Annotated in this window: 18 protein-coding genes and 1 pseudogene; 1 reads left to right on the top strand and 18 read right to left on the bottom strand. The window is 37.9% G+C overall.

All coding sequences use genetic code 11. The features are described from left to right. Positions 1-77: 77 nt before the first annotated feature. The 7 genes from PYW34_RS03230 to zapA all read right to left on the bottom strand — a co-directional run bounded on the left by PYW34_RS03230 (position 78) and on the right by zapA (position 8,256). Positions 78-1,340 carry an ABC transporter permease gene (locus tag PYW34_RS03230; RefSeq protein ID WP_002296456.1) on the bottom strand — a complete coding sequence of 421 codons (1,263 nt, stop codon included), beginning with the start codon at positions 1,338-1,340 and terminating at the stop codon, positions 78-80. Beyond that, on the bottom strand, positions 1,333-2,232 hold the full coding sequence (locus PYW34_RS03225; RefSeq protein WP_002295091.1) for an ABC transporter ATP-binding protein: 900 nt from the start codon (positions 2,230-2,232) through the stop codon (positions 1,333-1,335). The genes PYW34_RS03230 and PYW34_RS03225 overlap by 8 nt, the downstream gene beginning before the upstream one ends. Positions 2,233-2,376: 144 nt before the next feature. Continuing rightward, positions 2,377-4,155, bottom strand: a complete 1,779-nt coding sequence (gene uvrC, locus PYW34_RS03220) for an excinuclease ABC subunit UvrC (RefSeq protein WP_002334114.1) — start codon at positions 4,153-4,155, stop codon at positions 2,377-2,379. A 181-nt stretch (positions 4,156-4,336) separates the two neighbouring features. Continuing rightward, positions 4,337-4,651, bottom strand: coding sequence for a thioredoxin (trxA, locus tag PYW34_RS03215; protein WP_002290803.1), 315 nt, complete (start codon positions 4,649-4,651; stop codon positions 4,337-4,339). Between the two features lie 86 nt (positions 4,652-4,737). Beyond that, positions 4,738-7,098 carry an endonuclease MutS2 gene (locus PYW34_RS03210; protein WP_002296458.1) on the bottom strand — a complete coding sequence of 787 codons (2,361 nt, stop codon included), beginning with the start codon at positions 7,096-7,098 and terminating at the stop codon, positions 4,738-4,740. A 114-nt stretch (positions 7,099-7,212) separates the two neighbouring features. Next, the gene (locus tag PYW34_RS03205; protein WP_002295088.1) at positions 7,213-7,761 is read right to left on the bottom strand and encodes a CvpA family protein; all 549 of its coding nucleotides are present in this window, start codon (positions 7,759-7,761) and stop codon (positions 7,213-7,215) included. A 57-nt stretch (positions 7,762-7,818) separates the two neighbouring features. After that, positions 7,819-8,256, bottom strand: a complete 438-nt coding sequence (gene zapA, locus PYW34_RS03200) for a cell division protein ZapA (protein ID WP_002295087.1) — start codon at positions 8,254-8,256, stop codon at positions 7,819-7,821. Positions 8,257-8,457: 201 nt separating this feature from the next. Between zapA and rnhC the strand changes: the two genes are divergently transcribed. Continuing rightward, positions 8,458-9,375 (top strand): ribonuclease HIII, encoded by a 918-nt coding sequence (rnhC, locus tag PYW34_RS03195; protein ID WP_002334112.1) that lies wholly within the window; start codon positions 8,458-8,460, stop codon positions 9,373-9,375. Positions 9,376-9,507: 132 nt separating this feature from the next. On the opposite strand, the gene PYW34_RS03190 is transcribed toward rnhC, so the two are convergent. The 11 genes and pseudogenes from PYW34_RS03190 to PYW34_RS03140 all read right to left on the bottom strand — a co-directional run bounded on the left by PYW34_RS03190 (position 9,508) and on the right by PYW34_RS03140 (position 22,323). Beyond that, positions 9,508-10,419: an N-acetylmuramoyl-L-alanine amidase family protein gene (locus tag PYW34_RS03190; protein ID WP_002295084.1), complete on the bottom strand. Its 912-nt coding sequence runs from the start codon at positions 10,417-10,419 to the stop codon at positions 9,508-9,510. 400 nt (positions 10,420-10,819) lie between these two features. Continuing rightward, positions 10,820-11,398 (bottom strand): TetR/AcrR family transcriptional regulator, encoded by a 579-nt coding sequence (locus PYW34_RS03185; RefSeq protein WP_002334454.1) that lies wholly within the window; start codon positions 11,396-11,398, stop codon positions 10,820-10,822. Positions 11,399-11,417: 19 nt separating this feature from the next. Further along, positions 11,418-12,086 carry an ABC transporter ATP-binding protein gene (locus PYW34_RS03180; protein ID WP_002295078.1) on the bottom strand — a complete coding sequence of 223 codons (669 nt, stop codon included), beginning with the start codon at positions 12,084-12,086 and terminating at the stop codon, positions 11,418-11,420. 14 nt (positions 12,087-12,100) lie between these two features. Beyond that, positions 12,101-13,171: an ABC transporter permease gene (locus PYW34_RS03175; protein ID WP_002334111.1), complete on the bottom strand. Its 1,071-nt coding sequence runs from the start codon at positions 13,169-13,171 to the stop codon at positions 12,101-12,103. A 170-nt stretch (positions 13,172-13,341) separates the two neighbouring features. Beyond that, positions 13,342-14,706: an NAD(P)/FAD-dependent oxidoreductase gene (locus PYW34_RS03170; RefSeq protein WP_002323810.1), complete on the bottom strand. Its 1,365-nt coding sequence runs from the start codon at positions 14,704-14,706 to the stop codon at positions 13,342-13,344. Further along, a complete protein-coding gene (locus PYW34_RS03165; RefSeq protein WP_016925810.1) occupies positions 14,703-16,262 on the bottom strand; it encodes a helix-turn-helix domain-containing protein in 1,560 nt (519 codons plus the stop codon). The genes PYW34_RS03170 and PYW34_RS03165 overlap by 4 nt, the downstream gene beginning before the upstream one ends. Before the next feature lie 55 nt (positions 16,263-16,317). Continuing rightward, positions 16,318-18,798 (bottom strand): annotated as a pseudogene (locus tag PYW34_RS03160) (hypothetical protein). Then, positions 18,782-19,117 (bottom strand): hypothetical protein, encoded by a 336-nt coding sequence (locus tag PYW34_RS03155; RefSeq protein WP_002334107.1) that lies wholly within the window; start codon positions 19,115-19,117, stop codon positions 18,782-18,784. The pseudogene PYW34_RS03160 and the gene PYW34_RS03155 overlap by 17 nt, the downstream one beginning before the upstream one ends. A gap of 13 nt (positions 19,118-19,130) precedes the next feature. Then, positions 19,131-20,147, bottom strand: coding sequence for a DUF916 and DUF3324 domain-containing protein (locus tag PYW34_RS03150; RefSeq protein WP_025478008.1), 1,017 nt, complete (start codon positions 20,145-20,147; stop codon positions 19,131-19,133). Positions 20,148-20,254: 107 nt separating this feature from the next. Then, a complete protein-coding gene (locus PYW34_RS03145) occupies positions 20,255-20,935 on the bottom strand; it encodes a WxL domain-containing protein (protein WP_002334105.1) in 681 nt (226 codons plus the stop codon). A 284-nt stretch (positions 20,936-21,219) separates the two neighbouring features. Then, on the bottom strand, positions 21,220-22,323 hold the full coding sequence (locus tag PYW34_RS03140) for an alpha-hydroxy-acid oxidizing protein (RefSeq protein WP_002334452.1): 1,104 nt from the start codon (positions 22,321-22,323) through the stop codon (positions 21,220-21,222). Between the last annotated feature and the right edge of the window lie 147 nt (positions 22,324-22,470).

Here is a 22,470-nt window from a genome sequence, read left to right as displayed (position 1 = left end):
AATAAATAAAATAGGTCTATACAAAAAGAAGCTGGGAACAATAGATGTCCAGCTTCCTTCTGTATTTTAGGATTGTTTTATGCTTTTTTTCGTTCATTCCTCATAATTGAAATCGATTGTTTTAATGAACTCCATAATCCGCCTTCGCTATAAACGAGTACATTCGATTTGTACATGTTTGCAGACAAGATCATCAATAAGAATGTTACGGCTACAAGTACCAACAAGGAAATCAATGCTCCACCCATACCGACTGTCTCATTTGCTAAGCGAACCGGCATAATATATGAAGATAAGAATGGAATATACGAAGTGATCCGAATAACGATATTGTTTGGATCTGAAGCTCCTAGTATCAATCCAAGCATGTATCCGCCTAGAGATAGATAAGTCACTGGCAAAATTGCTTTTGCTGTATCTTCTGCTTTGTTGACCAAAGAGCCACATAAAGCTGCTAAAACAGAAAAAATCAAAATGCCAAAGATCATGAATAGAAGAGAATACCACAAGAATGGTCCAATCAAGTTATCCAATGAGATACCGTCTAATATATTTTTGACCATTTCCATATCTTTGAATTGACTGTATCCTATACCAAAAATAATACCGTATAATGCCATTTGCGTTAATGCAACAAGTAAAACACCTGTTAATTTTCCGTAAAAATGCTTTTGTGCAGTCGTACTGGACAGGATCACTTCCATGATCCGCGTGCCTTTTTCAGAAGCGATCTCTTGTGCAATGATCTGCGCATACGTCAAAATAATAATGAACAAGACAATCGTTGCTACATAACTTACGACATATTGGACTGTCGAGTTATCTTCTCCGACTGTCATTTTTCCTTTTGAATCAAAATTGACTTTTTGTCGAGTCAAACTTGCTTGTTGGCTCAAGCTAGCTACTTCTTCTGGTGAAATGCCTAATTGACTCGCTCGAAGCATCGATTGCAAGCCAGTCAGTTGTTGTTGTATCAGTAGTTGTGTACTTTGTCCTAATGAATTTTCGCTATAAAGCATCCCATTTATCTTATCATTCTCAGTTGAGACTACTAAATACGCATCGATTTTTTCTTCCGAAAGCTCTTTTTGTGCTTTTTCTTCAGAATCAACTGCTTTGAACTCAAAATCATCTGTTTTGACTTGGCTCATTTGCTGACTGATTTGCTCATTATCAGCCAATACGCCGATTTTATTGACATCACTATTTTGTTGAGCAAAGTTTCCTGCTACATAAATGATACCCAGCATGATAAAAGGGACTAATATCATGATCAAGAAAGAAATCGACTTAACATTTTTTAAATAGACATCTTTGGTAATAATCCAAAACTTACGCATCGATTTCACCTGCTTTCAATTTGAAAATCTCTTCCAAAGTTGGCGGTTGTTGGTTGAACATAGGAATGTAGCCGAATTGAGTCGCACGAGTAAAGATTTCTTTCCCAGCTTCAGGATCTTCTAAGGTAATCTCTAACGTATTGTCTTCATGAAGGATCACTTTTTTCACGCCTTCGATTTCTTCTACTTCCTGTTGGCTTAAACCAGATTCCAAGAATAACTTCGTACGGCCAAATGATTCACGAATCTCATGTACTTTTCCATTCAAAACCATTTTTCCGTTTCGCAACATGATCAAATGATCGCAGATTTTTTCTACATTATCCATATTGTGGCTAGAAAAAATGACACATGAACCATGTTTTTTCAATTCCAATATTCCATCTTTTAGCAATTCAGCATTTACCGGATCTAACCCGCTGAATGGCTCATCCAAAATGATCAATTTAGGTTCATGGATTAACGTGGCGATTAGCTGGACTTTTTGCTGATTTCCTTTAGACAAAGATTTTACTTTATCCGTCTTTTTCCCTTTTACCTGAAATTTTTCCATCCAAAAATCGATTTTTGGTTCAATCTCTTTTCTTGATTTCCCTCTAAGTTCTGCAAAATAAAGCAGTTGGTCTTGAATCGTTACTTTCGGATAAAGTCCCCGTTCCTCCGGAAGATAACCGATGACATCATAATCTTTCTCCCCAAGATGATGGCCATTCCATAACACTTCTCCTTGGTCTTGTGTCAAAAAATCCAAGATCAAACGAAAAGTCGTTGTCTTCCCAGCCCCGTTTTGGCCAATTAGCCCCATGATTTTTCCATCGGGGATTTGGAAAGAGACATGATCGACAGCTGTGTAGTTCCCAAAAGTTTTAACAAGATCCTTGACTTCTAACATTTCTTCACTCCTTCTTCAAGAAATCACATATATCCTTAGACACCAGACGTAAGCGATTTATTATTTACCAACAAAACGTAAACGCTCTTTTTGTTGTACATAAAATGATAGGACACTTTACTTTCTTTGTAAAGTGCCCTTTCCTCATTCCTGATGTAATTTATCAAATACGTTTTGTGCGACATTTTTCGGCAGTCCGATTTCTTGTAATTCTTCTGTCGTGGCTGCTGTGATATTTTTCAACGATTTGAACTCTTTAAGCAGCATTTTTTTTCTTTTTGGTCCTAACCCTTCAATTTCATCTAATCGGGAAGCAAAACTGTTTTTACTGCGTAGCTGCCGATGGAAAGTGATTGCGAATCGATGGACTTCATCTTGGATTCGCTGGAGTAAGAAAAACTCTGGTGAATTTCGCTCAAGCGGTACTACAGCCAAATCTGTACCGAATAGCAACTCATTTGTTTTATGTTTATCGTTTTTTGCCATGCCAGCAATAGGAATATCGATTCCTAATTGATTTTCTAAGACATCTTTTGCCACATCTACTTGTCCTTTTCCTCCATCGATCAAGATCAAATCAGGTAAAGGCAACCCTTCGCGAATCACTCGTGAATATCTGCGATAGATGACTTCTCTCATTGATGCATAATCATCCGGTCCGTTGACTGTTTTTATTTTATATTTCCGATATTCTTTTCTTGCCGGTTTTCCATCAATGAATACGACCATCGCAGCCACAGGATTCGTCCCCATGATATTAGAGTTATCAAAAGACTCGATACGTATTGGGGTCGGGATATTCATCGCGTTTCCTAAACGTTCAACTGCTCCGATCGTCCGTTCCTGTTTTCTGGCAATCAGATCAAACCGTTCATTCAAAGCAACTGAGGCATTCTTATTCGCCAATTCAACTAATTTTTTCTTTTCTCCTCGTTTTGGTTGCAGCACTTTCGTAGCTAACAAAGCTTCTACACTTGGCTTGTCGATCGTATCAGGAATCAAGACTTCTTTAGGAATGAAATGCTCATTTTCCTGATAAAACTGACCGATGTAAGTCAAGAAATCTTCTTCTGCTTCGTTATAGAAAGGAAACATTGAAACATCTCGTTCAATTAGCTTTCCTTGTCTTACGAAAAACACTTGGACACACATCCATCCTTTGTCAATCGCATAACCAAATACATCTCGATCCAGTAAATCAGTATTTGTCATTTTTTGGCGAGTCATGATTGTCTCAATGGCACGGATCTGGTCTCGGTACTCTGCAGCTTTTTCAAACTCCATATTTTCAGCAGCTTTTTCCATTTTCTGATGGATCTCTGACTCGATTTTTTCGTGTCCTCCGTTTAAAAAGTTTTTCACTTCATCAACGATTTTCGTATAGACTTTCGGATCTACGTCGAAATAATAAGGACACAGACATTGTCCCAAATGATAGTAAAGACAAGGCTCCTTCGTCTGACTAGGTTTGCATTTTCTTAGAGGAAATAATCGATCGAGGATCTTCTTTGTCTCATTCGCCGCACCGACATCAGGATATGGTCCAAAATACAGTGCTTTGTCTTTTAGTACCTTACGAGTAATCACCAAACGGGGATATTTTTCATTCGTTATCTTAAGGAAAGGATAGGTTTTATCATCCTTTAACATAATGTTGTATTTAGGATCATTTTTCTTTATCAGATTGATCTCTAAGAGCAATGCTTCGATATTCGATTCTGTAACGATGTATTCAAAGTCTTCGATTTCACTAACAAGCCGTTCCGTTTTCGTATTATGGCTGCCAGTAAAATATGAGCGGACACGATTTTTTAATATTTTGGCTTTGCCGACATAAATGATCGTTCCATTTTTATCTTTCATCAAGTAACAGCCGGGCTGATCAGGAAGTAAAGCTAATTTGTTTTTGATTCGTTCGTTCATCTGGTACTCCCCTTCATATTCAATTAAAGTTATTATAGCATGTCTGTCAAAAAAACAATCCAGCCTGACAACGTAATTATACTCAAAAAATATTAATTTGAATAACCTTAACTCAACCGCAAAAAAACCGAGGACGGAACTGGATTCAGTTCCACCCTCAGCTTATTTTTGCTGTAAGTTTTTATAAATATTGATCGATCATTTGACGTAGTTGTTCTTTTGAATGAACACCAACAGCTTTTTCTACTACTTGACCATCTTTTTTCAACATTAATGTTGGAATGCTCATGATACCGAATTGTTGAGGAGTTTCTGGATTTTCATCCACATCCATTTTAGCAATTCTGAATTCTTCTTCATCATATTCTTGTTCCAACTGATCCAAAATCGGTGCTTGCATACGACATGGACCACACCAAGTTGCCCAAAAATCAATCAATACAAGTCCTTTATCTGTTTCTTCATTAAATGTCTTATCTGTAATTACTTGTGACATATCAAAGACCTCCATTTTTAAAATCTATGACTAGTATAGCATTTCTATACTTGGATAGCGAACCATCTGCTTACCTTTAGTAAGTTTTACTTAAATTTAACAATTGTCGCACCATTTCCGCCTTGGTTTGCCGGTGCAAACTCAAAGCTTTTGACGCTCCGATGGTTTTTAAGATAATCAGTAATTCCCTTGCGAAGTGCGCCTGTTCCTTTTCCGTGGACAATAGTCACTTGAGGATAACCAGCTAGAATGGCAGAATCCAAATATTGATCTACCTCACTTAGCGCTTCTTCGTATCGTTTTCCTCGAAGGTCCAATTGATTCGGCACGTGACTACTAGATTCAGATCGTACAGCATGGATAACTCGTTGTGTCGGCTCTTTTTGAGGAGCAACAGGCGTCAGCTCGTCTTCGGACACATTCATTTTTAATATACCGATTTCTACTTGCCACTGATTCCCGTTTTTACGTAAAAGCGTCCCTCTTTGGCCGTAAGTCGTAACCAACACTTCGTCTCCCGGTTTCAACGTTTTTTGTTCTTTCGCCTTCTTCAATACTTTATTTTTCTTCAAAGTTTCTTCTTGATGTAGATTTGCTAATTGGGTCTTTGCATCGATCAACTGATGCTCTTTCACATTTCCTTGCCCAATCTGCTGTTGCATTTTACGAATATCAGCAATGATTTTTTCTGCTTTTTCTTCCGCCTCTGACACGACTTCATTTGCTTTTTTCTTTGCTTTTTCCATTTCTTTTTCACGTTCTTCAAAGAAATAGCTGTAAGCTTCTTTCAAATCATCGTGAAGTTCTTGTGCCTCAGAAACAAAATGACGCATTTCCAGATATTCGGTCTCTGCCATTTTCCGGCGATTCTCTAAATCTGTGATCATTTCGTTTAAATCTTGGCTCTCATCATTCATCAACTGCTTCGCTTCATCAATAACTTCTGTATCAAGACCTAATCGGCTAGAGATTTCAAACGCATTGCTTCGTCCAGGAACGCCAATCAGCAAACGATACGTTGGACTTAATGTATCCACATCAAACTCCATGCTGGCATTAATCGTATTTGCCCGATTATATCCATAAACTTTCAATTCAGGATAATGCGTTGTTGCCATCACATAAGCAGACTTTTTACCAAGATCATCTAAGATTGCGATTGCTAGAGCAGCACCTTCTTGCGGATCTGTTCCTGCACCGAGCTCGTCAAATAATACCAGACTTTTTTCATTGACTTTTGATAAAATATCTACAGTGTTCGTCATATGAGAAGAAAAGGTCGATAGACTTTGCTCAATCGACTGTTCGTCTCCTATATCCGCAAATACTTCCTCAAAAATACCGATTTGACTTTCTTCACCTGCAGGAATCGGTAATCCTGCTTGCCCCATCAGTTGTAACAGACCTAAAGTCTTCAACGTGATCGTTTTCCCACCTGTGTTAGGTCCTGTAATGACGATGGCTTGATAGTCTTTTCCGATTGTGATGTCATTAGAAACTACTTTTTCCTGATCGATCAGTGGATGTCTTGCTTGTTTCAAGACGACATGATTGTCTTCACTGATTCCCGGCACGATAGCTTTTACTTCTTTACCAAATCGTGCTTTTGCATTCATCAGATCCATTTTACCAATCACATAAGCATTGTGGATGATTTCTTGACGATGGGGAACAAGTTCAGCAGAAAGTTCACTTAAAATACGTTGAATCTCATTTCGTTCAGCGATTTGGTATTGACGCAAACGATTATTCAAATCCACCACTTGTTTTGGTTCAATAAATAAAGTCTGTCCTGAAGCACTTTGATCGTGGACTACACCGCCAAATACACCGCGGTATTCTTGTTTGACTGGGATAACGTAGCGGTCATTTCGCATGGTGATGATCGCATCACTTAAATACTTTGCATTTTTCCCACGGACGATCCCATCTAACTGTTCACGAACAGCTTGTTCACTTCGCCGAATGTTCTGTCTTATGCTCTTTAACTCAGGAGAAGCGTCATCAGTCACGCGTCCGTCTTCATCGATTGCTTCCTTTAAACGGCGGCTCAAAACAGGGATCGTGACTAACTGATCTGCCCACATATACAAACGTGCAAATTCGATTTCACTGTCAGAAAGATCATCAATGAAACGATTTAATTCGCTTGTCGTAGACAATACTCTGGAAACTTGTGCAAGCTCCACTCCATTCAAGTCTGCTCCGATCTCGATCCGTTTCATATGGGGACGGATATTTTCAAGTTTAGGTATAGGGATCCCGCCTCGCAGACGTTGCACTTTCAATCCATCCTCAGTTTCTTGAAGCCAGTTTGTGATCGTTTGTTTCTCACTCACTGGTACCAATTCTGCCAGTTCTTCTTTTCCTTGTGCAGTCACTACAAATTGTCTGACCATCTGTTTGACTTTTTCAAATTCCAATGTTTCAAGGATTCGGTTATTCATTTTATCACCTTATCTTTCACTATGAAAAAAGAGCTGTGCCGGACATACGCTACGCAGCCTTCTTAAATAAACTACTCTGTACAAAAAACGAAATATTTTCCAGCACTATTTTCCTTAATTCAAAATATTCGTTACCCAAAGCTCATACATCTTGTTGGTAAGAAATGGCGTTCTCTCAACGATAAAACGAGCGAAACTATGCTCGCCGAATTGATTTTGGACCACATCTAATGGAACAAAGGCAAGTAACTGCAAAATCAAAAATATAGTAACGTAAGCCATGATTAGTGACAGGATGCCTCCTGCAATCCAGTCTACCTGTCTCAAGATCGGCACATACGTCAACCCATGGACAAAAACCCCCACAAATCGGGTAAGCAGCCAGCCAATTAGCAAAATAATCAGAAAAGCAGTTCCTGCATAAAAAGCTTCATCTAGGTGAAAGGCAAATACCTGATCAAAAAATGCTAACTTTGATGTTGGGGTGACAGCTGGGTATGGAATGTATAATTCCAAATGACTTGCTAATGGTTTGTAAAAATGCTGGGCAGCAATAAATGACAATACATATCCAATCGCGAATATGATTTGCAAAGCAAACCCGCGACGTGCTCCAGAAAAAAACGCAATTAGCAATAAAAATAAAATCAGCAAACTCAGCATGCTACGTTCCTTTCTCTTCTAACTTTTTTAAATTTTTCTTATTTTGATAAAAGGATCTTAATTAGAAGATTTTTGTTTAATTTGTCCTTTTCGTTTCTCGTTTAAAATCTGTTGTGCTTCCACATGATTTTTAATGGTATGATCTGCTTGACCATTTTCTTTCAATACTTCCCGAGCTTCGTTCTCGATTGCTTCAATGCGTTTCACACGATTTTCAAGCTCTGTAAATTTGATCATTTTTTTCTTTAATTCTGCTGTTTCTTCTTCCAGCTCCAAGATTCTTTCTTGTTTCTTCAATTGATCCGAAAGCGCATTGACAGCCATCAAGATTGCTGCTTGTTCATTATCCATTTGTGGTGATAATTGTTTCAATTCTGCTAACTGTTCATTGATCAGCTTCGTTACGATATCCATATGATGCTTGGTTTCCCGTCCGATAATAGTATATGTTTGGTTGGCAATCACTGCTTTGTAGCGTGTTTTTTCGTGCGCCATACGAATCATTTCCTCCTATTTGATGAAAGTTTTATTTAGTGTACCATGAAGTTGGTTCTTTCACCGTTCTCCACAAATATTTTTCACATACTTAACTATTATATGATAAACTTTAAAAAAATGCTATGTCTCGCAATCTCTTAGAAAACGAAAAGTCGTGAGTTGCGGTATAGTTTTATGTATAAAAACGAGGAGAATTTTATGAGCAACGTCATTATCAAAGCAACAAACGACCAACTTAGTCAAATGAAAGCATACTATCGCTCTTATTTGTTAAATAAACAGATTCCTTATACTAGCTTTGCTGCAAAAAAAGACGGGACGACCATTACTGCTTATACATCCGGAAAAGTGATGTTTCAAGGTACGAATGCAGCAATAGAAGCTGATAAATGGGGGAAGGCACAGGATAAACAAGCCAAGCCAGCAAAAACAGCCTCTTCTTTGCCAAAAAATATCAGTCAATTATCCGTTTTAGGTAGTGATGAGGTCGGAAATGGCAGCTATTTCGGTCCGCTAACAGTATGTGCTGCTTATGTGAAACGTGATCAGCTTGCAGAATTACGTAAACTTGGTGTTAGAGATTCAAAAGAGTTAAAAGATAGCCAAATCATCCAGCTTGCTGACATCTTAAAAAAAACCATCCCCTATAAACTGCTTGTCTTATCTCCAGAAAAATACAATGAGATCCAACCAAAATACAATGCCGTTCGGATGAAAGTCGCTTTGCACAATCAAGCGATCCATTTGCTGCTAAAAAAAATCGAGCCAGAAAAACCAGAAGCGATTTTGATCGATCAGTTTACGCCAGAAGCAAATTTTAAAAAATATGCGCGTTTAGAAAAAAATCAATTACAAGAAAAACTGTACTTCGTTACTAAAGGAGAACAATATCATTTAGCTGTTGCTGCTGCTTCTATCATCAGTCGTGCCAGCTTTTTGGAAGAGTTACACAAAGCATCAGCTGAAGCTGGAATCACCCTTCCATCAGGAGCTGGAACGAAATCTGACCAAGTAGCGGCAAAACTATTGGAGAAAGGCGGCATGCCTATGCTTGAAAAATATGCCAAACTTCATTTTGCCAATACAGAAAAAGCTTTGAAGCTACTAAAAAAATAATGGAACTGTGACAAAAGTCATGTCACAGTCCCTTGTTCCGAATAAACGGTGTTCAAAAGCTTGCATCTGCGATAATAAGCCCGGCCAAACGAAAAATATGAAGAGCTATTTTTGTTTGGCTGGGCTTATTTATTACTGAAAATAAGTGGTCAATGCTTGTGTCAAACTTGCAGCAATCTGCTGCTGATAACTGTCTGTTACTAATTCCTTTAAATCACTATCATTATTCATATAACCCATCTCGATTAAAATAGAAGGTTGAAGATTTTCTCGAAGAACTTGATAGTTCCCAGTGGAGATTCCTCTTGAATCCAGAGGCAGATCAGTGAAGGAGTCAGCAATTGTCTGTGCTAATGTTTCCTCTTGTCCATAGTAATAATATGTCGTGATTCCAGTTGCTTCATTCGCATATTCCGTAGAGTCTGCGTGTAAACTGATAAAGACATCTGCCTTTTTTTCTTCACTGTAGTCGCATATATCTCCAAGCTGTACTAATTCATCTGTAGTATGGGTCAAATAAACCGTTGCTCCAGCATCCTCTAGCGCCTTTTTTACTTTTATGGCTGTACTTAATGTTATATCTTTTTCTTCTGTTTGTTCATCATTGCTTAATGCCCCAGTATCATTTCCGCCATGCCCAGGATCTAATACAATCACTGCATCAGATAGCTCTTCCGGTTTTGTTTGTATATTCTTTGTGACTTTGGTTCCATCTTCGAGGGCTAAATATCCAGTATAGCCATCATTTGTCTTGATTTGATAAGCATTTTTTGTTTCAGAAAGAAACTCCGCCAGCTCTCCGCCGTTTATAGTTGCAAGTGGGGTAGTTAGCGAGTCATCTGTATATAGTGTACGGTCATTTTTTCCGATTTTGATTAATGTCTCTTGTTCTGTATCATCAAATGATTCCTTTGTCTTTGTAACCGTACTGTTCGTACTGCTGACCGTTTGTCCAACTATCTTTTTTTGACCAAAAACATCTATTTGAAAACAGATAATAATGATAATGATTGCAAATACAAAAGCTCCAATTATTTTTTTCATTCTTGACTCTCACCTCGTAGATCCAGACTAAGGGCCAAAACTTAAAATCAGCTTAAGTAAGCAAAAAAGGGGCTGTAAAAGATATAACCGTAGAAAATAACATTACTGCTAAAATGATTTTTTTCATTTTTGGCATATCCTGAAATCTCCTTTTGACTATTCGTGGTGATTCATCTACCCAATAAATAGTTTCCTTCATTCTACAAACAATTAATTTCTACGTTATTAAATTAAAACACTTCCTGGAACACCGACATAATAAATAAAAATATACCCTGATAATCATGAGAGAATAACAAATTTGTATTTATGAAAAACTACCTATATAAAGAAGCAAGATATAACGATCTTCGTCATATCTTGCTTCTTCACCTAACTATTTTCTCCCTATATAACAGCTTTACGCTTCTCCTAATACACCATTCAAATATAAATCGATCAATTGCGCCACATTTAGCGGTTCTTCCACAGGTCTTTTCGACCGAGTGATGTAAGATGCTAACACTAAGAAAAAATGCCTTGCTGCGATTTCTTTTGAAATCCCATTTCTTAGCACAGATTGGTTTGCTGAAAAGATTTCTTCAAAAGGTTCACGATAATTTTTCTTCCATAGAAAGAAAAGATGATCTCTTGTTTCCTTTGAAAGATTGCTTTCAAGATCGTGAAGCATCAGAAACAAATCGACCAGATGTGTCTCAATCAAAAACTGCGCCATTTTTGTCAAGGTTACTTGAAATCCCGTTTCGCTTGTTTGAACGATTTCTCTCAAAGCTTTTCCAACATCTTTTAAGTGGTTTTCTAAAACTGCCGTATATAGTTTTTCTTTATCACCGAAATAATGATAGAGATTGGGCTGGGTGATCCCAACTTTTTGTGCGATTTCTCTTGTTGAAGTGCCGAGATATCCCTTGGACATAAACAAGTCAGTCGCTTCTTTCAAAATTTTTTGCTGTGTATCTTTGTTGTATCGATGGACCATTTTTCCACCTGCTTTTTGGTTATTCTTTTTCTTTCAATACACCATCTTCCATCATAAATATTCTATCGCATTTGTCAATCAGCCGTGTATCGTGAGTAACCATGATCGTTGCTTTATTTTTGTCTTTTGATTCTTTTGCCAAGATATCGACTACTTCTCGTGCCTTTTCTGAATCCAAACTAGCAGTTGGTTCATCTGCTAGAATAATGGACGGATCATTGTACAATGCACGAGCGATTGCGACCCTTTGCCGTTCTCCACCAGATAGTTCTTCTGGATACTTGTTGATCAACTTATCCACGCCAAGCTGCTCAAATAATTCGTTTGCTTCTTTTTGACGATGTTCATGTTTAATCTTATCTACTAATAATAACTGCTTTTTTACTGTCAGAAAAGGAACCAGATTGGAAGCTTGCAAAATAAAGCCAATTTCTTTAAAACGTAGTTTAACGCGTTCGCTTTCTTTTTGATTACTGAATTCTTGATCATTGATAAATACAGAGCCACTGCTAGGCGTCTGCAATCCGCCTGCCAAAGTCAAAAAAGTACTTTTACCTGAACCAGAAGGACCGATGATTGCAACAAATTCCCCTTTATCGATACTCATGGTTGTTTCTTTCAATGCTTTAACTACTTGGTCGCCATCTTGGAAACTTTTTTCTACTTCTTTAAATTCTATTGCTTTCATGTTCTTCCTCCTTCTTATCCAATTGCCTTCAACGGATCGATTTTTACGATTGTCCGAACAGAAAATAGTGCGCCTAACACAGCTACTACTAACATCAACAAGCTAATGACGCCAAAAAACAGCCAATTGCTTTGGAATGGAACCGCATCAGGTAGAACAAGGGATGTTCCCACTGTTCCTAATAGACCAAGAAGAATACCAACAAATGATAAAATGAATGTTTGTGCCACTACAGAACGCGCAATAAATCCTCCTGTGATCCCTTGTGCTTTCATTACACCAAAGATATTAATCTTTTGCATCGTCAGTACATAAATGAAAATCCCGATCACAATAGCCGCAATAACGATCAAAAATCCGATCATAAATCCAAAAGTCAATACTTGCGCATTATATCCAGGTAATTCATTGATGAATTTAGAAATTTTGATCTGTTCTAAATCTTCAGGTAAATTACTGATTTTACCTCTGACAACTATTGCGTTAATCCGTGCATTTTCACTTGTATCTTCTTTTTCGAAGCGGATTTCTTGGTAAGCATTGATGGTTGTATAGAGAACTGGTGAGACATTGAATTTGGCATGATCCGTAAAGCCAGTTAGTTTAAACGTCTTGTCACTACCAGATAACTTAACTGTATCTCCTATGGCTAGACCATATTCTTCTTTCAAACTAATATCGCCTACTGCCTCATCATCGTTATCAAAAGCTTTTCCTTCAACAAGATTGGGCATGATGAATTGATTTTTATCGATACCGAAGAAGCTAACATTGATTTTTCCTTCTTCTGTACTGTCTTTACTAGTCACGACTCCAGGTGTTTGGGCAAGATACGCCACTTTCCCACCTTCGACTTCTTCTACTATCTTCTTAGTAATCATGGACATCCCTAGATTTGAATTTGCATCTTTCGAAAGCACAATCGAATCTGCCTCCCACTTGTCGACTGCTGTTCGATTATCTTGAGCTAAGCCATAAGCTAACCCAGTCAAAAAAAATACCAGGTAGGCGATCAAAAACATCACCCCTGCAACTAACGCATAACGTAACTTTGAATGCATAATTTCATTTAATGCTAAAAACATTTAACTCCTCCTCCTGAAATAATCATTTTATACAACAATTTTATCACTTGATAAATTTTTGGCGAATATTATGCTCAAAAAATTCTTCCGCTATTTCATTATATGAATTTTTTATTCTCGATTGATTAATATTTATTATATCCCCACACAATAAAAGACCGTGATATTTCTCACAGTCTTTTATCTACTCTATTGCTATTTGCTCTCTTAGCTAGTACTTTAAAAGCTAACTCATTGAGGTAGTGAAAACGAGAGGTGTATTCAGACAGAAATCCAAAATCCTCAACTGCTAGCTGTGGAATCGTAGTTTTGTGTTTCACGATATCCGCAAGCAGGTTCAAATCTGATAATAAGAATTCTTGGCTTATCAGCTGTCCGCCAATTATTTCTAATGTATCCGGATGGTAGATCAGCTTTGCATTTACTGTTTTGTTTTCTTCGTCGTATTGTGGAAATAGATCAAATTCTCCTGAACACGAACCGGTATTTTGTTCCAAGAATGGCGCTTCATCTTCTGTCAGCCCTACAGTTCCTAAAAAGTAGTCTATAATGACTGCTGCTGTTATCTTTTGTCTGAGGTCGTAAGCGGTTGGCTGACCACTCAAAGTTAGCGCTACTGCTCTTGCCATATGTACAGCTCGAGTAACTAAAGGTAAAAAGAGATGCCGTTTATTTTTGTCAAAACTGACTGGGACGATATCTCCAATCGCATAGATGTCCGGATCACTTGTCTGCAGATATTCATTGACTATCACAGTCTCATCCTCATACAAAGCCACTTTTTCTTTTAACAATGTCGTATTAGGACGAGTTTGGGCAGAAAAAATGACCATATCTGCCTTTATTGTTTGAGACAGAAGTTGTACGGATACTACTTTCTCTTCTGATTTTTTCCAATCGATCAAGAATTCATTTGGATAAAAATTTATTTGCTTAGTTTGCAGCTGATTTTGAAAACTGTTGATCATATCCTTATCGAAATATCTTGATAAAACATTCGGCATATAATCAACTAGATGAATAATGTATCCTTTATTTCTCAAAGCATCTGCTAATTCCAATCCAATGTAACCAGCACCGAAGATCACTACTTCTTTTGCTTCTTTTAAAGCGGCAAGTACTTGCTTAGATTGCACTAGATTTTTATAGGTGTAGACATTTTCAGCTTCAATTTGTTTATACAAGGTGACAGGAGAGGAACCTGTCGCTACGATTAATTTATCATAGGTTATGGTCTCGTTTTTTCCTTCTTTGGATGCGAGGATGAGCTGATGTTTGTCTGGATCAAGTTCAGTTACTCTCCATTCGGTGATCAGTTTTGCCCCACTTTCTTGAAGAGTCCGCATGTTATGGGCAACTTCAGCTAAACTACGTATCTTTCCTTTTAAATAAAGGTTGATTCCATTTGAAACATAGCCTAGTCCATCTTTATGATCTTCATCGATCAGTAAAACTTCTGCTTTCGGTTGAAGTTTTCTTAGATTTAGGGCAGCTGTGATGCCTGCATGGGAAGCACCAATGATCACGATTTTCATGTTTTATTCATCCTTAAATTCAATTTTTCTAAATAACATTCTTTTAAAAATTGGTTCAAATAGGGGAAATCATAATTATATTCGTTGCTAGTGAATACAAAAACTTTAGCGGACTTCTGTGACGGGTACTCTTTCAATTGGCTAGTCAAAATGATATCATACTGCTTTTCTTTCTCGTATTCGACTAAATCATATTTGATCGTATTCAGCAATTGTTCCTGGATGATTTCTTTCACGATATCCGCCATTAGCCTTTCATAAGGAAGATCATAAGCAATTTGCAGACGTAATTCTAACTGCTTGATCAGCGTCCGTAAAATAGATGCATAGCGAGCAAATAATTCAAAGCGGGCATTTTCCTCGTCTACTTCAGTAAAATCAACAATAGCAAATGTTTGTCTGACCAATCTTTCACATAAAACCAGGAATTGTTTATCTTCTACTTCAGTTAACCGCTGTTTTAATCCTTCTTGGCCAAAAATATTCATCCATCCTCTAAAATAGGCAAAATGAGCGTGATTTTGCATCACTGTCAACGCAATCTTTTGCGAAATCTCTTCTGGAAAAACATAAAAAGAGAAATATTCTTCTATCGATTGTTTAAACGTTCGATTCAATTGAGCTACTACGTCGTCTTTGTATTTTTCGCTTATCAAAAACTCCTGGACATGCGAGTTATGTGTATCTAATGTAAAGTTACTGATCATGAAAAGATAAAAAACCAACGTTTCATTTTGATTCCAAGGAAAGGCATATTGAAAGAAGTAACGGGTCAAAAATGTATGGAGGTCCAATAAAAATTGTGTCGTTTGAAACAATCCAACAGGAAGATTGCTATAATCTGGTTTGGATTTTTTCGTACAGCGCATTCGCTTCTTCATAATGGAAAGCCATATTTCAAATTTCAATCGTCCTTCTTCTGTAATAGCAAAACTAAACTCTTTTTGCAGCAGATCTAAAAAAGTGTTTCCTGATAAATCACTGTATTCTTTTTTGTTTTCAAGATAGGGACGTCCAAACCAAAATAATTGGAAATAAAAATAACGAATTTGACTTTCTGGACCGGTCAGCCGCCCGCTTTTTATTTTCAGATGAAACTCATTTAAAGAATCATTTAATTCCTTCACTCTGCGAGACAAAGTAGCCGAACTGATATTAAGTTCCATGACAAGTTTCTGCCGATCAAATGAGCCATTTTCCAACAGATAAAGAAGTATCTGATATTTTGTAGAATAGCGCAAGTAACAATGATAATAAACATCGACTGCTGCTATATTTCCATGTCTGATTAATAAAATATTCCCTTCTTGGATAACAATTTCCAATTGTTTGATATTTTCCAAGTTAGCTTGTAAATAAAACAGATCTTCTTTCAAGGTAGCCCGATCAACTGATAAGCGGGTAAGTACGTTATTAACGGAAACCTCTCCTTTTTCCTCTAATAAAAGTTGGAAAAGTTTGATTTGCCGTTGTTCATTTTTTTCAAGCAAACTGAAAAGTTCCAAGTCCACTCCTCCAAGCATTTCTGATTTTAACAGCAGAAGTTTCCTTCTCATCCTTGAAAAAGAGGATCTGTGACAGTTATCACAGATCCATACAAATTCTAATCACTTAGCTGGTTGGCCCAGCTGTCAGTTCCCATGTGACCATGCCTTGATACGTTGCGCCAGGTTGAGCATTCGTACTGCTATTTACCTCTAAGAGTAAACCATCGGTATCGGGAAAGTCAACGAGAACCTCTCCTTTAGCTGTTCCATCACTCTCATAAATCAACGTGTTTTGACCTTGCTGAATCAATTGCTTTGATCCAGAATGATTGAAGTATAATTTTGTTCCGCTTAATTCTTGACCTTGATCATTCTTAAATAAAGAAGTCAATGTACCTGTCAGTTGCCAAGGAGACGTGCTTGGAAGCCGAGTATCCCGCACATCAAAAGAAAAATCGCCTTTTGCTTCATAATAACTTGTCTTCAACGGTTTGGGGAGATCGTTACCAAATGTAAAATCATCTGGTACATTAACTAATGTTAATTCTTGTTTGGGGACAAGAATTGTTTTAGCAGATGTTTGGACAACTGGGTTAGGAAGCTTAGCACCATCTGCTAATGTAATATTGCTGGAAAGTACAGCTGCCTTTGTCAGTATGCTGACGGATTGTACAGAAGTATCTACAGTATTTAATTGATAGTTGTAAGTAAGATGAATGGTATCTCCTATTTTGCTCAATAGATCTGCTGGGACAGAAACTCCTTGTTGAATGCCGGTATCTGCGATAGTTGTACCATTTAATTTTAAGGAACCATTGATATAAGTAGTATTTTCAGGAAGTGAGATCGTGATTTTTTTGTCGGTTATCGCATCCCCAGATTTTGTTAACGTGAATGTCACATTTTCTTGAATCGTATCTCCTGATAGAGCAGACAGGGGATCTCCTGTCTCAGGTTGTCTGCTAAGGTTTTTTAGCTGACTATCTGCACTCACAGATGGAAAATTAGCCACTGTTATTTGAGGAAGAGTGGTGATTCCAGCTTGTTCAGACTGCCATTTGTACGCAAAAGACGGATACATGTTAGTAAGTACATCGTCCACCAAGCGATAATCAAAATAATATTGCCCTGAAGCCAATGCAGGTAGTGTAGAAGTAGCTGTATTTACACCCCCGTTATTTGATTGGATCGTTTGGAAAAGTTGATCTGTCCATCCTGTCGCTAATTTTTGGGTTCCTTTCGAATAAAGCCTGTAATGGATCGAACCCTTTTTTAGTTCAGTTGCTGACCAATTGGCCGTGACTTGGTACGATGCAGAAGAAAGGAGCTTTCCCCACTAACTATCGGCTGTTAAGTTTGTTGGTAAAACCGTTCCGTCTAGCTTGTACTGCTCCAATACCTTTAAAGCAACAGGAGAAAGCAATCCGCCTTGCGCATCTTTCCCACTGTACACGATATTGGCTGTCTGATTCAATCCACTTGTGCTTGCTGGAGTATGAGTCAGTATTGCTCCTTGTGTAACGTTTTTTCCTGTAAAATAGTTGACTACGCGATCAAAGCGACTAAATGGCAACTGATCAAAACGTCCTTCAGTCAGCCCCATCGTCAATGTCCGACTATTGGTAGAGCCTGGAAGGTTCTGGTTATTTCCATCCACGTATTCTGTGGTATCAGCAAATGTATTATATTTTCCTGTTGAATCACTTGGTGAGATGTAACTATTCCACGTATTTATCTCTGCACTTGCAGAAAATGCATATGCTCCTGGATTCAAGTTTCCGCCAGTTAATTTAGGATAAAATCTACCTGCAGCTGGAGCTAAAATCGAATTGAACATACGATCTTGGATAATATTATTCGAATCATAAAAATCAACAGAAAAAACGGCCTTTTTAGACATAGAAGGTTGTAATTTACCCTTGGTCAAAATTTTGTTTGGACTCGTATCATATTTATCTCCGTTTTCTGTCATCTTCGCGACATTAGCTGTAACATCAAATTGAAGCGGGATATCATCCACGTTGAATTCGCCTCGCGTAATAATAGCAATAATATCTGCCAATAGAGTATTTGTATCCCACGACCCCATCCCAAAACGCAAGGTATGGCTTCCTGCTGATAATAAACTTCCGCTAGTAACCTTGATGGGGGCACCGGCAATATACAAGTAGGCGTTGTTCCAGTCAATTGCTTTTAATACATCACTGCTTGATACATGTTCCGGCAAATTGATGATCGCCACAAATGCAAATCCTTGTGCAGTGATATTCACCAAATCAAGTACATTTGTTAGTTTCACATGGCTTTCCCAATGAAAACGGACCGTGCCACCTTTCCAAGGATCATTTGAACCATCGTTCAAATAAGTAGCAGTCAATTTAGGCAATTGGTTAGCCCCAGTTAGTTGGACAAGCTTCCCGCCATTGACTGCACTACGTCCACCATTTGGAGGTACGATATTTTCATACGTGTATGGATCATAAGAAATGGCAGGAGGCGTTGCTCCAACAGCTTCTGCCGAAGGTGAAAAGGTAAATATACTTAAAACAAAAAACGAAGTAAAAAAGAAGGAGCAAAAAAATGAAAATTTATTTTGTAGCAACATGTTCATCCTCCTTTTCCTTTCTTCTCCATAACAACAACCACGCAAGAAGCCATAATTCTATACCAATGATCAAATAAAGAAAACGGATCTTTTGTTCATTCGTCTCCGGGAATACGCCATGTTGATTAGATTCTTTATAAATCGGTAGCTGTGTCTGCTGTTTTGATGCGCCATTGACTGAACCACTTGGATGCGGAACTGGACTTAGATCATAAAATGTAATCATACCTGAACTTTTGGTATCTGCTTGGACTGGCTCTTGCCAGCTGAAGAACAGCAAACTTGCAATAATCCCTCCCAATAAGATCGATGTTTTCAACGAAATCACCTCATCATGTTGTTTCTCCTTTTTTCTTTTTCTTGTGGACCCACAAAAACAGCAAAATCAACCATAACACTAGAACTGCAGCAACCAATCCTGCATAAAGCCATGGGAAAGATTGTTCTTGTACTGCAAAAACGGAATTTTCATTTACTTTTTGTGCTTTTTCTTTTTTGATCGTAAAGTTTTGTGTAAATCGCCATTCATTACTGTCGCCTGATTTTGCTATGATTTCTGCGCGGTAATCGCCGGCTTTTGCTTTATCACCAGCTAAATCAAGATTCAAGTGAAAATTCGAATTTGGTGCAACTAAAAATGCATTAGACGTATTTTCAATATAAAGCTGATTTTCATAAAAGATCTTGCTCGTAAATATCAAATTGCTGATAATCCTAGGCTGAGGATTTTGGAAACGAAGCTGAACAGTTGGCTTTGCGTTGACCTCGTCCAAATCTCCTGATAAAAGTTTCAGATCCGGTTCTATCGTCTCTTGACTTTCTTGTAAAACGACTGCGAGATTATAAGCAATACGATTTTTGATTTGTGCTCCTTCTGTAGCATTTTCTGTTTCAGCTTCTTCTTTAGGTGAAACATGAATACCCGCTAATACACGTCCCTTAAAGCTTTTTGCTGGGATTTTCACTTCTATAGGTACAGTTGTTTCTGCATGTGCTGATACATTGATTTCCTTTTTCGCAATGAGCAAAACGTCACGGACATCAAACGGCAATGTCTCATCTAACGTTGGTTTTTTTTGACTATAATCGATCGTTCCACCATCACTCGTTACCGCCGGATTGACAGAGACCTCAAATGTTCGTTCTTCATCTGAAGAATTGCTGATAATTACTTCTAGTGTCTGATTTTGTTCCGGTGCCACTAATAAATCAAAATAACCGATTGCTTTATCTATTTGGTTCTCTGGAAATACCGGTTTGATTCCAAAGTCTCCTGCTGAATCCTTTGCTTGGCTGATTGACGGAAAAATGAAAAATAGACTTAAAATAGAAAAAAACGAAACAAACAGTCATTTACTTTGATTCATTGTCCACCACATCCTTTCAACAACAACTGCGGTAAAAAATCCTTCACCTATAGTATTTTCACCGCAGTTTGTTGAATTTATTTCATACTCTATGCTACTGGGCCAGCCACGAGGTTCCAAGTCAAATCAGCCGTGAATGTTCCAGCTGCTGCTTTCGGCACTTTCAGTGTGATATTTGCTGGATCATAAACAGAAAGCCATGTTCCCAGACCTTGGTCTTTTGCTGCTGTAAATATTGGTGTCGCTGCACTTGCTTTACTCAACCCAGTTACAGTTTGACTAGTTGGTCCAGTGGATTCGTTATCTGACGTACTTTTAACAATGGATGTTCCAAAATCTAATTCAGCGCCTTGCAAAACTTGTGAACCGTTTACAAAATCTGAAACCGAAACTGTCACGTTCCACCCTTGTGCTTGGCCATCTGCACCTACACCTCGACGATCTGATACTTGGAGATAAGGTGTATCGTTTTTTGAAGCGTCTACTTGATACGTTTTTGTTCCGCTTTCAATCTCGTGTGTACCAAATGGCAATTCGGGAACTACATCCAGTGTTAAAGGACCTGTCTGGCCAGTTGCTGGATTTTCCGGATCTGCTGGCTCTACTGGTTTTGAAGGATCAGTAGGGTTAAGAGGCTCAACGGTATTTGTTGGTTCAGTAAAGGTAATATCTCCTTTTGAAGTCGCTTGACCCTCAGCAAAAGCTGGTGTTGCCAAGCCACCTAGAAGAAGTGTTGAAAGTAATAATGTCCCAATCATGTTCTTTTTCATAATAAATCACTCCTTTTTCTTAGTGACCTAAGTATAGTAGAGACAGTATGCAAAAAATCCTCATGAATTCATCCGCTTACTTGAAATTATGACCCTTTTTGTATAAAAGAGAAAAAAACAATAAAATCGTTTACATGAATATTCTTCCTTTTTTATTAAGTATGAAAAAATATTTCAATTTTATTTTTTCGTTTCAAATTATTCTATTAGTGACATCCTTGAACTATAAAAATAGGAGTACGGCATCATCTGCCGCACTCCTATTTTTTTTCGTCATTTATTTCTTAAATAAAACGATTCTCACGCAATTTTATTTTTTTGATATCTTCTACTGTTTGTGTTCCAGCTAATTGCATGACCATTTCCAATTCTGTTTTAAAGAAATCAAACACTTGATGGACTCCTGTACTTCCTCCTAAAGACAATCCATAAATAACGGGTCTGCCAATAGCAACAAGATCGGCACCTGATGCGATTGCTTTGAAAACATGTTGTCCACGTCGTACACCGCTGTCAAACACGATTGGTACACGTTTATCTACTGCTTCTGCCACATATTGCAACGAATCAAACGCAGCAGGCCCCCCATCTAATTGACGGCCACCATGGTTAGATACCCAAATTCCACCAGCACCAGATTCTAATGATCGATAGACATCTTCTTCTGATTGAACACCTTTCACGTAGACTGGCAAATCAGAATGAGCAGCGATAAATTCTACATCTTTTGGACTAAGTTTTTGTTTGGAAGATTTATATACAGCATCCATCGTTTGGCCTACTCCTGATTGATAAGCCTGAACGATCGGCATTGGCAGCGGGAAGGTAAACCCATTTCTGCGGTCTGTTTCACGGTTTCCGCCAACTGTTGCATCCGCTGTCAATACGATTGCTTTTGCTCCATTACGCTTGGCCACTTCAAGAATATCCAAATTGATTCCATTATCTTTGCTCATATAAAATTGAAACCATTGCGGTGCTTTCTCCCCGCCTGCTTCTCTTATCTCTTCTAAAGTACAAGAAGCGTAAGAACTTGCTGTATAGATCGTCCCAAAATCTGCTACACCTTTTGCAGAAGCTTTCTCCGCCTTCACATGAGCTAATCCATGAGCAGCAACTGGTGCCATGATGATTGGTGTAGTCAGCATTTCTTCGTCAAAATGTGTAGTTGTATCGGGTAATTCTACATCTCTTAATACATGAGGAATAATCAAACGATGATTGAATGCCCGTTCATTTTCTTGATAAGTAAATAAGTCGCCAGCACCACTGCTGATGTAACCATAACCACCAGCTGGAATCACTTGTGAAGCCGCGATTTCTAAATCTTCCATATTGATAAAATCTACTATTCCTTCATTTGTACCTGCTTGATATGTTTTTTCCATCTAAATGCCTTCTTTCTATAAAAATTGAATGACGAACAATATGATAGCGTTTACACTTTTTATATTACTCTTCGACATTGATACAGGCAAATAATCTGTTTACATTTCAGCCATTCCAGATGTCACTACTCTGGAAGAAATGATTGT

Source organism: Enterococcus faecium (genome assembly GCF_029023785.1).
Classification (GTDB): Bacteria; Bacillota; Bacilli; order Lactobacillales; family Enterococcaceae; genus Enterococcus_B; species Enterococcus_B faecium.
This window is presented reverse-complemented; position numbering and strand designations above follow the sequence as displayed.